Genomic DNA, 15,212 nt, shown 5'->3' on the forward strand with positions numbered 1-15,212 from the left:
GCCCCCGGTCGTTTAGTTCCGGGTGTCGGTAGCCGACAAAGAGAGACACGAACACGGTGGCGGTCCGTGAAGGCCGCCGCCGCTGCTGTGAGGGGGCATATATGGAGGACCCGCCGGAGGGTCAACCGACTTTTTCAAAAAATCGGGAACGAGCCTGTCACAGGACTGTAAAGCGTTGGAAATCCGCGCTTTCCGGTGTCGCTACGCCTGCTGGATGTAGGTTCTCAAGGCGTCGGCCTCGGCTTCGATCCGCTCGATTCTATGCTTCACCAGGTCGCCGATCGAGACGATTCCCCGAATCTCGCCCGATTCAACGACGGGCAAATGGCGGATCCGGCGCTTGGTCATGGTCCCCAGCGCGGCAAGGATCGGGGTACGGGGATCGACCGTTTCGACCGGCGAGGTCATCACCCGCTCGATCGGCCAGTCGAGCACGCCCGAACCATTGTCGGCGACACAGCGGACGAGGTCGCGCTCGGAGAAGATGCCGCAAATGCCACCCTGGTCGATCACCGGCACGGCGCCGATGCGCTTTTCCGCAAGCAAGCTCACAGCCTCGCGCACCTGGGTGCCGGCGCGAACCGTCGCAATTTCGCTACCCTTGGTTGAAAGTATCGCCGCGATGGTCATCGGCGCCGCCTTTCCTTTATCCTTTGGCTGCATGTGCGCGTTGAAAGTCGCAGATTCAACCGCCAAATGGCGGAATATGTCGCATCATGTCCCGACCCCGCCGCTGGAACCGCTGAGGCGCCAGTTCCTGAAGATCATGAAGTGGGGCGCGCTGCTCTCGCTGGCAATCGCCGCGCTGGCGGTGGTGCTGGTCGCCCGCGGTGATCAGACCGTCCATATTCATATGCTGATCGCGACGGCGCTGGGGGTCGGCCTCAGCGTGATGCTAGGCATTGCCCTGATGAGCCTGGTGTTCCTGAGCAGCCGGATGGGGCAAGACGAGAACGCCGCCGATCACCGCCAGAAGGAAAAGCATGACAATCGACCATAAGAACCCGGTGTTGCGGGTCGTTCCCGGACCCGGCGACATCAACGCCAATGGCCATATCTTCGGCGGCTGGGTCTTGTCGCAGATGGACATCGCCGCCGGCATCGTCGCGTCGCGGCGGGCGGGCGGATCGGTGGCGACCATCGCGATCGAGCGGATGGAATTCATCGCCCCGATTCATCTGCGCGACGTGATCAGCGTGTTCGCCGAGGTCGAACGGGTCGGCCGGACGTCGATGGCGATCCGGATCGAGGTCATCGCGACGAGGGATCGCGGGGTAACCGACATCAAGGTCACTGAAGCATTGTTCACCTTCGTCGCGCTGGACAAGCAGCACTGCCCGCGTCCGGTCGACCCGGCCTGAACGAGAAAGGCCCTCGTCCGAAGACGAGGGCCGTTCCGTACGCACTGTTCCCAGAAGGGGAAGGCTTAGAACTCGAGCTGGGCGCGGACCGCGAAGGTGTCGAAGCTGAACTCGCGCTTGTTGACCGGCTCGCTGAGATCCTGACCCAACGCATTGCGCGGGCCGCCCGTGACGTTGACGTGGCCGTACTGGGCCATGAAGCGGACATAATCCATCGGGTTCCAGATCACGCTCAGCTGGTAACCGAGCTGCTTGCCGCCATTGACGTAGGTCGGCGCGGCCAGCGAAGCCGAGCTGCTGTCGACATCGTCGGTCAGGTCGACATAATCAACGCGGCCGTTGACCTGGATGGCGCCCCAGCCGCCGTCCTGGAACGGCTTTTTGACCTTGGTGCGATCCCATTTGCCGCCCTTGTAGCCACGGGTTTCGCCGGTCAGGTAATAGCCGAGTTCGACATAGCCGCCCATGAACGACGGGTTGCCGTTGTAGCCGGTGCCGCTGCTGTTGTTGTTGTCGTTCGGATCCGAGTTGAGGATCGCGATCTCGCCCGGCGTGTAGGCATGGCGGACCCACACCTTCTGGCCTTCGGCGACGACATGCAGGCTCTTGTGGATCGCCGCCAATTCGACGCCGAGCGTATCGTCGCCCTTCGAGGCGATGTTGCCGGTATCGATGAACCGCTGATCGGTGATCTGGGTCAGCGGACGCGTGCGATATTGGGTCTGCTGGCCTTCGAGATTGGCCGTGCGGTGCTGGAAGTTCAGACCGGCGTGGATGCGGGTCGAGCCCAGCGTCGGCGTCCACAAAGCGCGAAGCGACGCCTGCCAGCCGGTGCGGGTGAAGCTGTTGGCGAGGCTCGATCCGCTGACCGAAATATCGTCGATCGGAGTCGAGAAGATGCCGGCCTGGACCAAATAGCTGTCGGCTTTCTTGTCGGACAGTTGCAAGCCGATGCCGAGGCGGCGGTTATAGTTGAACGCGTCGGTAAAGGAGGCGCGTTCGAGGAAGCTGCCGAGGCGCGAGCTGGTCATCGTTTCCAGGCTCGAATAGGGGTAGAAGTTACCCACCGCGATCTGGATCGGCGCCGACTTCATGTCGTAAGTGAGGATGATGTCCTCATAGCCGACGGTTGCCTGGGCGAAGTTCAGTTCGAACTTGTAGCCGAAGCCGCCGGGCAGGGAGCCTTCCGCACCGATCACCAGACGGCGGGCGCGCGAGTTGAAGCCGAGGTTGGCGAAGTTGATACCGCCAACCGTGCCGCGACGCTGGTCGCCTTCGGGGAAGCCGACCCAGCCGGCATCCCACTGCATGAAGCCCTTGGGCTTGAAGGTGAAGCCGGAATCCTTGTCGGCCAGCTCCGGTGCGCCCTTCCAGGTCGGAGTCGATTTGGCCTGGCCGGCCTGGATCTGCGCAATCGATTCCTGCAGCGCTTCGACCTGGGCCTGGAGCAATTCCAGCTTGGCCTGTGCGTCGTCGAGGTCCTGCGCCTGCTGAATGGCGGCGTCGGCGGTTGCATCCGACGTGTCAGGCTGAGCCTCGGCCGGTTGCTCGGCCGGAGCCGGGTCCTGCGCGAAAGCCGCGCTGCTCATGACAAGGGCGCTACCGGCGAGCAGCGCGCGAATGAAATTACTACGCTTCATTGTTATTCCTTTCCCCCCGCCTCACCTGCCTGGTGAGGCTGATTCGCGCCGCCCGAAGGCGGCGCGCATGAATTGCATGACGAACGATTCCTACTTGAGCTCGGCGAACTTGACTGGGGTCAGGTTGCGCGCGGCCTGCTGTGCCCGGGCTCGAACTCCATTTGGCGCGGCGATCAGGCCCGCCTGCCGCAAATAGCCGCCGGGGCCAAATGCGCTCTCCTTGGTGAATTCCGCGACAAAGGCGCGAACCGCCGGGATCGCCGCAACGTGCGCGTTTTTCACGTACACATAGAGCGGACGCGCGCCCGGATACTTGAATGCGCTGATATTCTCGTAGGTAGGCTGGATGCCATTAATTGTGAGACCCTTCACCTGGCTCAGATTTTCCTCGAGGTACGAATAGCCGAAGATGCCAATCGTCCCAGGGTTCGCCTCGATCTTTTGAACGATCAGATTGTCGTTCTCGCCCGCCTCGATGAATGCGCCGTCTTCGCGCATCGCGGTGCAGATCTGCTTATATTTAGTCTCATCGGCCTTCTTGACCGCTGCCATCCCCGGGTTGGTGTCGCAGCCGGCGGTCATGATGAGCTCGCCCAGCGCGTCACGCGTGCCGCTGGTCGGCGGCGGACCATATACGCGGATCGGGATAGCAGGCAGGCGGGCATTGACATCTTTCCATGTCTTGGCCCGGTTGGGCTTGCCAAAGGGCGTACGGGCCAGCGCCATGTAAACATCCTTGGTGGTGACACCTGACAGCGGGCTGCTCTTGGCCGTCGCGAATGCGATGCCGTCGATGCCAACTTGAATTTCAGTGACTTCCTTGACGCCATTGGCAGCGCACAGCTTGGCTTCCGAGGCCTTCATCCGGCGCGAGGCATTTTCGATATCGGGGAAGCGCTCGCCGACGCCGGCGCAGAACAGCTTCATCCCGGCGCCCGTACCGGTCGATTCGATGATCGGCGTACCCAGCCGCGGGTTGGCACGAGCGACTCGCTCGGCCACAGCCTTCGCAAACGGATAAACCGTCGAGCTGCCGACCGCACGCATGCCACGCGCATCGGCCATTGCCGGAAGTGAGAGTGCGGCTACCGCGGTAGCGGCATAAATCAAAGTCTTCGAGGTCATGTGACAAGTCCCTTTGGGCGAACACCTCCGTTCGCCGACAGGGAGCGGACTAAGCCGGGGCCGAGACGCAATCGTGACTTTAATATTACCGTTTCGTGACGGTAACGGCCGAGGCCTTTGGGCAACAAAAAGGGGCGGCGAGAATGCTCACGCCGCCCCGATTGATCGTTCAATGTGTCCGCTTAAGCGGCCGGCGCAATCTCGTCGCCATCCTCGTCGGAGCGCGGCTTGCGAGCGGCACGGCGGCGCGGCTTGGGAGCCTCTTCCTCACCGGCCTCGACTTCGGTCGCGCCAATCGACGGCGGCAAAACGCCGAGCGAGATCCGCTCCTGGCTCTCGTCTTCGTCGCGGTCTTCGCGTTCATCACGATCGTCCCGGCGCGCACCATTGGCACGGGCTTCGCGGTCCCCGCGGTCGAAACGATCGCCGCGATCTGGGCGCTCGAAGCGGTCGCGGCCACGCTCGCGGTCCCGGCGCGGACGCTGGCGAATCTCTTCGCCCTCATCGTCAGCCGACTCGCCCTCGGCGACCATTTCCTCGTCGCCGTCGATGCCGTCGTCCTCGTCGTCGCGGCGCGGGCGGCGCTGCGACTGCTGCTCCTCGAAGCGCGAGCGATTGTCCTCGAGCACGCGGAAATAATGGTCGGCGTACTGGAGGTAATATTCGGTCTGGACGCGGTCACCGGCCAGCTGCGCATCGCGCGCCAGGCTCTTGTACTTCTCCAGAAGCTGGGCGGCATTGCCGCGCTGCCGGTTATCCTGGCGATTGCCGCCGGCATTGCCTGGCATTCCCTGCGGACGTTGTCCGCCGCGGCCACGACGACGGCCGCCCTGACGATTGTTGATCAAATTCTGTTTCCCTGTCGCACTGGCGCCGGTCTCAACCGATCGTCGCTCATTCTTCCCTTCAACGGAAGTGTGGTCTCCGTCGCGGCGGACCGGCCCGCGCCATTGCGCAAGTCGACCCTCCCTTTGCCGTCAGTCGCATCTGCGAAAGCGCGGCGATGTCGTCGGAGGTAGGTGGCGGGGGCGCATCATTTTCTAGGGGAACGGCCCCGTCCCTGGACCCTGATGTAATGACCAAGTCCGGAAATTCCAAGCGATTTCGACTAACCGCGGATCAGCAGTGCGCGTTCGTTCTCACCAAGGTCATACGCGATGGACGGCGTCAGGCCCGCCTCCCGGAACAGGGCCGAGGCGGCTTGCGCCTGGTCAAATCCAATCTCAATTGCAGCAAAGCCCCCCGGCGCGAGCAACCGGCCAACTTCCGGGGCGAGGCGCCGATAATCGTCGAGGCCGTCCGAACCGGCAAAGAGCGCCTCTGCCGGTTCAAACTCGGCAACGCCAGGCCCGGTTTCTGCGCCTTCGGCGACATAGGGCGGGTTGATCAGAACCAGGTCGAATCGTTCTTCAATGCCGTTGGCCCAATGGCCTGCACGGAAGATGGCGCGTTCCGTCATGCCCAGCCTCTCGGCGTTGCGCTCCGCATAATAGAGCGCGACCTGGGACACATCGACACCAAGGCCAGTCGCCCTGGGCCATTCGTCCAGGGCGGCCAGCAATAGCGTGCCGGGTCCGGTGCCAAGATCCAGGATCCGGCCTGGTCCCGGCGTGCCGGCAAAAAATTCGACCGCGGCCGACAACAAAGTCTCGCTGTCGGCCCGCGGGATCAGGACGCCCGGACCGACTGCCAAATCGATCGTCCAGAACGCGCGGCGGCCGGTGATATAGGCAACCGGCTCACCCTTCAGCCTGCGCTCGACAAAATGATAGTATAGGTCGGGCGCCTGGCCATTGGGATTGGTAAGGATCAGGCGGTCGCGCCCAATCCCAAGTGCGGCCGCCATCAGCACCTCGGCATCCAGCCTTGGCGTATCGCTGATCGACGACAATTGATTGGTGGCGCGACTCAGCGCCCGCAGAATCGCGGTCACGCTTCTTCCAGGCTCGACAGCCGCTCCGCTTCATCCTCGGAAACTAGCGCATCGACCAGCTCACGGAGACCGGGGCCTTCGAGGATCGCGTCGAGCTTGTGCAGGGTGAGGTTGATGCGGTGATCGGTCACCCGGCCCTGCGGGAAATTGTAGGTGCGGATGCGCTCGGAGCGATCGCCCGAGCCGACCATCGACTTGCGCGCGCCGGCACGCTCCGACGCGAGCCGTTCGCGTTCCATCTCGAACAGACGGGTGCGCAGCACCTTCAAGGCCTTGGCCTTGTTCTTGTGCTGCGACTTCTCGTCCTGCTGGATGACGACCAGCCCGGTCGGCAGATGGGTGATGCGGACCGCGCTGTCGGTGGTGTTGACCGACTGGCCGCCCGGACCGGACGAGCGGTAGACGTCGATGCGGAGATCCTTGTCGTCGATCTGGACATCGACGTCCTCGGCCTCGGGCAGCACCGCGACCGTGGCCGCCGAAGTGTGAATCCGACCGCCGCTCTCGGTCACCGGCACGCGCTGGACGCGGTGCACGCCGCTTTCGAATTTCAGCTTGGCGAAGACGCCGGCGCCGCTGATCGACGCGACGGCTTCCTTGTAGCCGCCGACATCGGCGCCCGAAGCGCTGATCAGCTCGAACCGCCAGCCCTGTTCCTCGGCGAAGCGCTGATACATGCGGAGGAGATCGCCGGCGAACAGCGCCGCCTCATCGCCGCCGGTGCCGGCGCGGACCTCGAGCATCGCCGCACGATCGTCGGCTGCATCGCGCGGCAGCAAGCGCACCGCCAGGGCGCGCTCGGCCTCGGGCAGCTTCACGCGGATTTCCTCAGCCTCATGAACCGCCAGCTCCTTGAGCTCGGGCTCCGCCGTGGCGTCATGGGCAAGGCCATTCAGGACATCCAGCTCGGCGCGAAGGCGGCGGACTTCGCGTGCCGCGGCGGCGACCGGCTCGATCTGGGCATATTCCTTGCTGAGGCGGACAAAGTCCTCCGGCGCGAGGTTGGGTGCGGCCATGGCTTCGGCCAGTTCATGCTTCTTCGCCTCGATCGAGACGATCCGGTCGAGTGAGATGGTCTTCATGATGCCAGCAGCGCCTCGGCCCGTGGCACGTCATTCGACTTGATCCGGCGCGTCACGGCGCCGTCGGCAAAGCCCAGCACGACGATCTCTCGCGCGCCCTTCTTGACCGCGCGGTCGAAGCGTTTGCGCGGACTGCCGGTGGCGATCAGCTCGGCAGAAAGCCCGGCCGCGCGCAGTTTCGCCGCGGCGGCCATTCCGGCGCCAAGTGCGGCATCGTCCTCGACCACGATCGCGGCATCGATCAGCTCGGGCGCAGGGGCGTCGATCAGCATTGCCAGCCGCTCGATGCCGGCCGCCCAGCCGATCGCCGGCGTATGCGGGCCGCCCAGCGATTCGATCAATCCGTCATAGCGGCCGCCGGCAATCACCGTGCCCTGCGCTCCCAGCCGGTCAGTGACAAACTCGAACGCGGTGTGGCGATAATAGTCGAGGCCACGCACGAGATGCGGGTCGAGCTCATAGCCGACGCCGGCCGCATCCAGCCCGTCGCGAACCTTGCCGAAGAATTCCTCGGCCTCGGCGGTCAGCTTCATCGCCGGGGCGGTGTCGACGAACGGGCGGTCGCGCGGGTCCTTGCTGTCGAGGATGCGCAGCGGATTCTTGTCGAGGCGTTCCTGACTATCTTCGCTGAGCTCGCCGCGATGCGCGGCAAAATGCCCGACCAGGGCGGCTCGCCAGGCGCCGCGACTCTCGGCGTCGCCCAGGGAATTGAGCTTGAGCGTCACCCCGCCGATACCCAACTCGCTCAGGAGCATCGAACCGAGAGAAAGAATCTCGACGTCAGCCTGTGGTTCGGCGGCGCCGATGATCTCGGCATCGAGCTGGTGGAACTGGCGGTAGCGGCCCTTTTGCGGCCGTTCATAACGGAAGGCGGCGCCATGGGTCGCGACCTTCAAGGGCGCAAACTGCTGCCAGCCCTCGCTCAGATAGGCGCGGCAAATGCCGGCGGTAAATTCGGGCCGCAAAGTGATGCTGTCGCCCGAGCGGTCCTCGAACGAATACATCTCCTTGGACACGACATCGGTGGTTTCGCCGATGGTACGGGCGAAGACAGCGGTCGGTTCGATCAGCGGCACTTCGACCCGCTTGAAGCCGAACAGGCGGCGCACATGGTCGAAGGCGGCGACCACTTCATGAAAGCGGTCGGCCTCTTCTCCAAGCAGGCTTTGCGTGCCCCGGATGGGCTGCGGCGTTGAACTCATTGTTCGCGCCTGTAGCATTTTTGCGTTTGCAGGGAAGCGTCACCGCTCTAGAGGCCCGCGCATCATGAGAATCGATCTTATTCCTTCGGGCGACGATGTCCCGCGCAGCGTCAACGTGCTCATCGAAGTCCCGATCGGCGGCGAGCCGGTCAAATATGAGTTCGACAAGCCGAGCGGCGCGATCTTCGTCGATCGCATCCTGCACACGCCGATGCGCTATCCGGCCAACTATGGCTTCATCCCGCAGACGCTGTGCGATGACGGCGATCCGCTCGACGTGCTGGTGATGACCCGCTGGACGCTGATGCCGGGCACGGTGATCGCGGCGCGGCCGGTCGGCGTACTCTATCTTGAGGACGAGGCCGGCGGCGACGAGAAGATCCTGGCGGTCCCTACCACCAAGATTTCGCCCTATTACAAGGATGTCGAGAACTACACCGACCTGCCGCCGATCGTGGTCGACCAGATCGAGCATTTCTTCACCCACTATAAGGATCTGGAGCCGGAGAAGTGGGTGCGGGTCGGTACATGGGGCGATGCCGAGGCCGCCCGCCAGGTGGTGCTGAAGTCGATCGAGCTGGCGAAAGCCGAAGAGACTCCCGCCTAGTTCGACGGTTGCCGTTGCCGCTGCTGCTGAAAGAAGCGCCGCGGGACAAACAATTTGCGGAAAGTGATCCCGAAAGTCCGCCCGACCGGCTCGAGCTGGTCGGGCTGGTAGCTTAGCGGCACATTGCCGGCGGCGTCGCGGACCTTTGGCCGGTTGTCGAGGATGTTCTCGATATCCAGGCGGACCGAGGCGCCGCGGAAGAAGGGGTGCTTGGCGACCAGGTCGAAGTTCTCGGTCAAATTGGCGAACAGCCTGAGGTCCAGGTCGAAGTAGGGCGAGAATTTGAGGTCGCCGGCGGTGCTGTCGACCGTTGTGCCGCTGCGCCAATTGCCCTGGAAACGCGCGCCATAGCCATTGTTGTAATAGCCGGTTTCGAACTGGACTTCATGTCTCGCCCGCCCGCCGGTCGAGCCGACCGGTTCGCCGTGGAGATAGTCGAGCCTGGCAATACCGGGAGCGATTTCGACCTCGTCGACCAGGTTGATCTGATGAGTCAGCGAGAGGGTCAGCCGGCCGCCCTGACCGCCGCCGAACCGGCCCACGCCCCCGCCGCCGAAGCCACGAAAGCCACCGCCCGGGCCAGGCCCAGCACTACCGCCATCCGGCGGCGGAGGCGGAGGGGCGGTGTCGCCCTGCCGCGCGCGCTCGGCGGCAAAGCGCTGGCGGAAGCTATTGATCGCCGCTTGGGACGGCGGTTTCGACTTGAGCGGCTTGGTGAAATCGAAGCCCCAGCGGAACATGTCCTTGCGCGATTGTTCGAAATTGACCGGAGTCAGATCAACCCGAACGAGATTGCCGTCACCATCACGTTCGAACCGCCCGGGGAAGGCCGCTTCCAGCGCCTCGCTCGCCGCCGGGAAGCTGGCCTGCGGATGATCATCCGTCTGGTGAACATATTCGGCGCGCAGGCGAAGGTCGGTTTCCTTGAGCGGCTGCCAATTGCCGCCTAGCTTGAACAGCTTGCGCGTGTCGGAGCGAAGGTCGGGGTTGCCACCCGTGACGGTCGTCACCTGCACCGTCCGGCCGGTCGTGAAATCGAAGAAACTGACATTGGGCGTTTCAAGCACCGGGTCGCCGAGTTGCTGCAGCGACGGCGCGCCCTCCTCGCGAGTCCAGCTGGCGGTCAGGTTGACGCGCGGGGCCGGCGCCCAGGTCAGGCCGGCGCCAAGGCTGGTCAGGGTGCCGAAGTCGCTGAGATGCGTGACCTCGGCATTGGCGTTGGCGGAGAGTCGGCCGATAGCGGCGCTGCGTTTGGTGATCGGCAGGTCGATGCTGGCCGATCCCTCGATCGTGCCGCGGTTCAAGTTGGAGTCGGATTCGACCAGGTCGCGGGTTGCCTGGCTGTCGATCCCGGTCGCCCCGGCGCCGATACGGAAGGTAGCCGTGGCGTCACCGGCGGGAAGCGCAAACAGCGGGCCGGTGGCGGTGCCGTCTAGCGTCAGATTGTAGCGATTGGCGCGGCTGCGATCGCGCAGCAGCATGGCGACCGCACCGAGATCGCCGAACGGATCAAGCGTGCCGGCGTCGAGCCGGTCCTGGAGTTCGCTCATGTCGGCGCCGTTGTCGGTGCGCGTGATGCTGTGATTGAATTCGGCATTGCCGGTCGAAGACAGTCGCCACTTGCCGCGCTGGGTGTTGAGCGCGGTGCCCAGCCGCAGCGAATCCGTGTGGCTGGTCCGGGTCAGCCGGGCGTCGTCGGGGAAGGCGCGAACAATCTCGGTGCCGCCATCGTCGAGCGTGCCCGTCGGAACCCCGAAGCGCGACTTGCTGGCGGTGCGCTCCGCCTCAAGGTTGAGGGTGGCGGAAACGTCGCCAAGGATCGTGCGATTATGGGTACCCGACAGGCGAATGTCGCTGCCTGGCGCGACCAGGGTGCGGAACGGTCGCGGGTCGACTGCGTCGGTGTCCGGCGCGGTTGGCTGGAGCACAATGTCCCGCTCCGACTCCAGCAGCGGGGAATTGCCGTCGGCGTGGAAATTGAACGACGTCCGCGTGCCGTCGGCGATGATCAGCCGGGTGACATCGCCCTGGCCGGAAACATAGCCGCCGTCGGTCGCGCCACGCCCACGCAATTCGGTGCTGGTCGAGTTGAAGCGGCGGCGGAGGACGATGTTCACCACCCGCTGGTCGGCGGCATAGCCATATTTGAGCGCCACCTCTTCGGGCAGGATCTCCATCCGCTCGATCGCCTCGGGGGGCAGGTCGCGAAGCTCGCGGAAGCCGGAAATGCGCTGGCCGTTCAGGAGCAGGATCGGCCGTTCGCCGCCACGGCCGCGGGCACTGCCGGTTTGCGAGGCGATCGAGTCGATGAGCTCGCTGATGCTGGTTGCGCCGGTGGCGCGGATGTCGCGCGAGGTCAGCGTGTTCTCGGGCGGGATGTCACCGACCACCGAACCGCGCGGTTTCTGCCCCTGGACGACAATTTCCTGCACGCCATCGTCGGCATATTCATCGTCGCTCTGCGCCGCAGGGGCGGCAGCAGTTTCAGGCGGCGCGGGAGCATCCTGCGCCAAAGCAGCCGCAGAAGCGGAGGAGGCAAGCAGGGCGAAGAGGAGAACTTGGCGACGCGACATGAAGCAGGGACAACTCAGTCAGATGAAACTGGGTCCCTGCTGACGCCAACAAGATGAAGCTTCGATGACCGGCGCTAGCCTTTCAGGGCTTTGACCGCAGCCAGCGTCTTGGCGACATGGTCCTTCCAGTCGAGATCGGAATGGACCATCACGATGCGGCCCTTGCGGTCGATGACATAGCTGGTGCGGTCGGTCAGTTCGGGCTTCTGTTTCAGCACCACGTCATAGGCCTTGATCGTGTCGGGTGAAGCCGTGGCGACGGGGAATTTGTTGCGGCATGCCTCGGTCGAGAATTTCTTGAGGGTGTCGAGATCATCGGCGCTCATCCCGACCACCCGCGCCCCGGCCTTGCGGAACTCCGGTATGGCCTCGGCGAAGGCGTGCGCCTCCAGCGTGCAGCCCTGGGTGAACGCCTTGGGGAAGAAATAGAGCACCACCGGGCCATGCTTCAGCTGGTCCTTGAGATGCAGCCTGAACGGCTTGCCGCCGACCGCGCCGGTGGTGGTGAAGTCGGGCGCCTGGGCGCCGACCGGCAGCGCCGCGGCGAGCGGCTGGGATGACAGGGTAAATGACGCAAAGACGAAGGGCAGCAAAGCGCGCATCGGGGCGACTCCTAGAGCAATGGGGCGGCACGCTAATCCTACAGGAGGGCGCTGGCTAGCGGCCCTCAGGGAAACCGGCACGCTCGGGATGCTTGGGGGTGATGGTGTGGAAGAAGGCGAAGGCCGGCGCCATGTCCGCCTCATAATCGCCGGTCGGATGGATCAGCGGGCCGAACACACCGCGCCGGGTCGGATAGTCGGGCCCGGCGGCGAGGATCGGCACGCCGGCTTTCAAGGCGATCTGGTAGAAACCGCTTTTCCACTGGGTGGTGAAGGAGCGGGTTCCTTCGGGCGCGATCACCAGGATGAAATCGTCATGCGCATTGAACTGGTCGACGACCTGGCTGACCAAATCCTGCGACTTGCTGCGGTCGACCGGAACGCCGCCCAGTGCGCGCATGAAGCCTTCCATCGGCCAGCGGAACAGGCTGTGCTTGCCGATGAAGCGGATCTGCCGGCCGACGGCATGGACCGCGCCCAAGAACACCAGGAAATCCCAGTTGGAGGTGTGGGACGCGCCCATGATGACGAACTTGCGGTCGGGCGGAAGCTGGCCGGAGATGCTCCAGCCATTGCGGTAAAACCATTGCAGCAGCAGCCAGCGCACCAGCCGTTCGAGCCAATTGAGGTCGGCTTCCCCCATGCCGAATTGACATGCAGGGCCAGCTGCTGCGTGTCCAGCAATCAAGCGGGATTAGTTAGAGCAATTTGGGAAGTACTATCCATGCCAATGACATGGCTATTACGGCAAGTAGCAGTGAAATGCCGAGGACGTAGCGAACTCCTTGCTGCTTTACGCCACCGGTCGCTTCGGTCTCGTTGAGGTGAACTTCGTCGCCTTGCCGTTCCATCGCCGACTCCTTGCAGTCGAAACGTGGGCCGTGGGCAATGGTGCCACAGGCGGCATCAGAAAGACAGGGTTTGGTGGTTGGCTGGCGCGCGAGCCTAGCGCTCGTCGGTCGCCAGCCAGCCGGTCAGAATGTAAAGCAGGACCGCCAGCGGGCCGGTGATGAGCGTTGCGACCACGACGCCGAGGCGAACGGCGAGAACATCGACGTTGAGCCAATCGGCAAGGCCGGCGCACACGCCCATAACCTTGGCGCGGCTGGGGTTGATGACGAAGCGTCCGTTCATGGGACTCACTTCCTTGTCCAAGTTGCGGTTCAGGCGATCGGCATCGAGGTGGCGGCCGAGACGAACAGCAGCGAGGTGATGAACGCGCCGGCAAGGCTGACTGCGAGCTGGCGGACATCGAGCAACGAGTTGGTCATTTCTAATCTCCCTTTTTCAGCCCACCCTTGGGCTTGCCATTCCTATTGCAGGGAGCGTGCCAATTCAAAACTATCGTTATTTTTCAGTAGCGCAGTCCTGCGTCGATCGTAAATTGGCGGGAATTTCCACGCATCATTGGGAGATTTTCCCAACCCGCTTGCGAATATTGGCCCCATAAGTTGCGGATGCGCCCGCCGGCCCCTACTTCCCGAGGCGATGAGCAGCACCGCCCCCCAGATCGAAAAACCCAAGGGCGGCTTTGCGGTGCTGTGGCGCTTCCTGCCGATGCTGTGGCCCAAAGGCGACTTCGAGCTAAGAGCCCGGGTCGTCGTCGCGCTGGTGCTGGTGCTGGCCGGCAAGGCGATCACGCTGGCCATGCCCTTCGCCTATAAGGCGGTGGTCGACGCGATGAGCGGCGACAAGCAGGCGTGGATGGCGGCACTAATGCTCGTCTTCGCCTATTCCGTGGCGCGGTTCGGCGGCGTGCTGTCGGACAATCTGCGCAACGCAATCTTCGAGAAGGTCGGGCAGCATGCGGCGCGGCGGCTGGCGGCGAAGGTGTTCCGCCACGTCCATTCGCTCTCGCTGCGGTTCCATCTCGAGCGGCGCACCGGCAGCCTCACCAAGATCGTCGAGCGCGGCACCAAGAGCATCGACATGATGCTCTATTTCCTGCTGTTCAACATCGCCCCGACGGTGATCGAGCTGACCGCGATCTGCGTGATTTTCTTCGTCAAATATGGCGCCGGCCTGGTGGCGGCGACGCTAGTCATCGTTGCCATCTATATCGCCTTCACCCGCAAGGTGACCGACTGGCGCACGCATCTCCAGCGCGAGATGAACGATGTCGACAATCGGGCGATCGGCCGGGCGGTCGACAGCCTGCTGAATTACGAGACGGTCAAATATTTCGGCGCCGAGGAGCGCGAGGCCAGGCGCTATGACGAGGCCATCGCCAGCTTTACCCGGGCGGCAGTGCGCAACGAGGTCAGCCTCGCCTGGCTCAACATCGGCCAGAGCCTGATCACCAATGCGATGATGGCCGGCGCGATGGGCTACACCGTGTGGGGCTGGAGCCAGGGCAAGTTCACGCCCGGCGACGTGGTGCTGGTCAATTCGCTGTTGATGCAGCTGTTCCGGCCATTGGACCTGCTCGGCTGGGTCTATCGTTCGATCCGCCAGGGGCTGATCGACATGGAGGCGATGTTTGACCTGACCGACACGCCGGCCGAGGTGGTCGACGTGCCGGACGCGCCGGTGCTCGCGGCGAGTGACGGCCATGTCCGGTTCGAGGACGTGGCGTTCGGCTATGAGCCCGAGCGGATCATCCTCAAAGGCGTGACGCTCGACGTTCCGGCCGGGACCAGCCTGGCGGTGGTCGGGCCGTCGGGCGCAGGCAAATCGACCCTCGCCCGCCTGCTCTACCGTTTCTACGACCCGACCTCGGGCCGCATCACCATCGACGGGCAGGACATTGCCGACGTGCAGCAGTCGAGCCTGCGGAGCGCGATCGGCATCGTCCCGCAGGACACAGTGCTGTTCAACGACACCATCGGCTACAACATCGGCTACGGCCGCGAAGGTGCCGGCGAGGCGGAGATCGAGGGCGCGGCCAAGGGCGCGGCGATCGACACGTTCATCGCCGCCCTGCCGCATGGTTATGAATCGATGGTCGGCGAGCGGGGGCTGAAACTCTCCGGCGGCGAGAAACAGCGGGTGGCGATTGCCCGGACCCTGCTCAAGGACCCGCCGATCCTGATCCTCGACGAGGCGACATCGGCGCTCGATAGCCGGACCGAGGAAGCGATCCAGTCG

General features: G+C 64.2%; 16 protein-coding genes. 4 read left to right on the top strand and 12 right to left on the bottom strand.

What is annotated here, in order from left to right; genetic code table 11:
• Positions 1 to 201: 201 nt before the first annotated feature.
• Positions 202 to 630, bottom strand: a complete 429-nt coding sequence (locus Q0C64_RS09765; protein WP_294123238.1) for a CBS domain-containing protein — start codon at positions 628 to 630, stop codon at positions 202 to 204.
• 76 nt (positions 631 to 706) lie between these two features.
• On the opposite strand from Q0C64_RS09765, the gene Q0C64_RS09770 reads away from it, so the two are divergent.
• Together Q0C64_RS09770 and Q0C64_RS09775 are read left to right on the top strand one after the other, a co-directional pair.
• The gene (locus Q0C64_RS09770) at positions 707 to 1,000 is read left to right on the top strand and encodes a hypothetical protein (RefSeq protein WP_294123241.1); all 294 of its coding nucleotides are present in this window, start codon (positions 707 to 709) and stop codon (positions 998 to 1,000) included.
• Positions 984 to 1,361, top strand: a complete 378-nt coding sequence (locus Q0C64_RS09775) for an acyl-CoA thioesterase (protein WP_294123243.1) — start codon at positions 984 to 986, stop codon at positions 1,359 to 1,361. Before Q0C64_RS09770 ends, Q0C64_RS09775 begins: the two co-directional genes overlap by 17 nt.
• A 65-nt stretch (positions 1,362 to 1,426) precedes the next feature.
• On the opposite strand, the gene Q0C64_RS09780 is transcribed toward Q0C64_RS09775, so the two are convergent.
• The 6 genes from Q0C64_RS09780 to hisS form a co-directional block, all read right to left on the bottom strand.
• The gene (locus Q0C64_RS09780; protein WP_294123246.1) at positions 1,427 to 3,001 is read right to left on the bottom strand and encodes a porin; all 1,575 of its coding nucleotides are present in this window, start codon (positions 2,999 to 3,001) and stop codon (positions 1,427 to 1,429) included.
• Between the two features lie 90 nt (positions 3,002 to 3,091).
• Complete coding sequence (locus Q0C64_RS09785; protein ID WP_294123248.1) at positions 3,092 to 4,126, bottom strand: substrate-binding domain-containing protein; 1,035 nt, start codon at positions 4,124 to 4,126, stop codon at positions 3,092 to 3,094.
• Positions 4,127 to 4,308: 182 nt separating this feature from the next.
• A complete protein-coding gene (locus Q0C64_RS09790; protein WP_294123250.1) occupies positions 4,309 to 4,974 on the bottom strand; it encodes a DUF4167 domain-containing protein in 666 nt (221 codons plus the stop codon).
• A 260-nt stretch (positions 4,975 to 5,234) separates the two neighbouring features.
• Positions 5,235 to 6,059: a peptide chain release factor N(5)-glutamine methyltransferase gene (gene prmC / locus Q0C64_RS09795; protein WP_294123253.1), complete on the bottom strand. Its 825-nt coding sequence runs from the start codon at positions 6,057 to 6,059 to the stop codon at positions 5,235 to 5,237.
• Positions 6,056 to 7,141: a peptide chain release factor 1 gene (prfA, locus tag Q0C64_RS09800; protein WP_294123257.1), complete on the bottom strand. Its 1,086-nt coding sequence runs from the start codon at positions 7,139 to 7,141 to the stop codon at positions 6,056 to 6,058. Before prfA ends, prmC begins: the two co-directional genes overlap by 4 nt.
• On the bottom strand, positions 7,138 to 8,343 hold the full coding sequence (hisS, locus tag Q0C64_RS09805) for a histidine--tRNA ligase (protein ID WP_294123260.1): 1,206 nt from the start codon (positions 8,341 to 8,343) through the stop codon (positions 7,138 to 7,140). Before hisS ends, prfA begins: the two co-directional genes overlap by 4 nt.
• Positions 8,344 to 8,407: 64 nt before the next feature.
• On the opposite strand from hisS, the gene ppa reads away from it, so the two are divergent.
• A complete protein-coding gene (gene ppa, locus Q0C64_RS09810; protein WP_294123263.1) occupies positions 8,408 to 8,950 on the top strand; it encodes an inorganic diphosphatase in 543 nt (180 codons plus the stop codon).
• Here the strand turns inward: ppa and Q0C64_RS09815 are convergent.
• The 5 genes from Q0C64_RS09815 to Q0C64_RS09835 all read right to left on the bottom strand — a co-directional run bounded on the left by Q0C64_RS09815 (position 8,947) and on the right by Q0C64_RS09835 (position 13,259).
• Positions 8,947 to 11,523 (bottom strand): TonB-dependent receptor plug domain-containing protein, encoded by a 2,577-nt coding sequence (locus tag Q0C64_RS09815; RefSeq protein ID WP_294123265.1) that lies wholly within the window; start codon positions 11,521 to 11,523, stop codon positions 8,947 to 8,949. The genes ppa and Q0C64_RS09815 overlap by 4 nt on opposite strands.
• A 74-nt stretch (positions 11,524 to 11,597) precedes the next feature.
• Entirely contained in the window at positions 11,598 to 12,125 is a 528-nt protein-coding gene (locus Q0C64_RS09820; protein WP_294123267.1) for a peroxiredoxin, read from the bottom strand.
• A 55-nt stretch (positions 12,126 to 12,180) separates the two neighbouring features.
• Positions 12,181 to 12,768 carry a lysophospholipid acyltransferase family protein gene (locus tag Q0C64_RS09825; protein WP_294123269.1) on the bottom strand — a complete coding sequence of 196 codons (588 nt, stop codon included), beginning with the start codon at positions 12,766 to 12,768 and terminating at the stop codon, positions 12,181 to 12,183.
• Positions 12,769 to 12,823: 55 nt separating this feature from the next.
• Positions 12,824 to 12,976: a hypothetical protein gene (locus Q0C64_RS09830; RefSeq protein WP_294123272.1), complete on the bottom strand. Its 153-nt coding sequence runs from the start codon at positions 12,974 to 12,976 to the stop codon at positions 12,824 to 12,826.
• A gap of 94 nt (positions 12,977 to 13,070) precedes the next feature.
• A complete protein-coding gene (locus tag Q0C64_RS09835; protein WP_294123275.1) occupies positions 13,071 to 13,259 on the bottom strand; it encodes a PspC domain-containing protein in 189 nt (62 codons plus the stop codon).
• A 354-nt stretch (positions 13,260 to 13,613) separates the two neighbouring features.
• On the opposite strand from Q0C64_RS09835, the gene Q0C64_RS09840 reads away from it, so the two are divergent.
• A partial coding sequence (locus tag Q0C64_RS09840; protein ID WP_294123277.1) for an ABC transporter ATP-binding protein/permease occupies positions 13,614 to 15,212 on the top strand: 1,599 nt, incomplete at its 3' end.

Source organism: Sphingomonas sp. (assembly GCF_023266535.1).
Taxonomy (GTDB): domain Bacteria; phylum Pseudomonadota; class Alphaproteobacteria; order Sphingomonadales; family Sphingomonadaceae; genus Sphingomicrobium.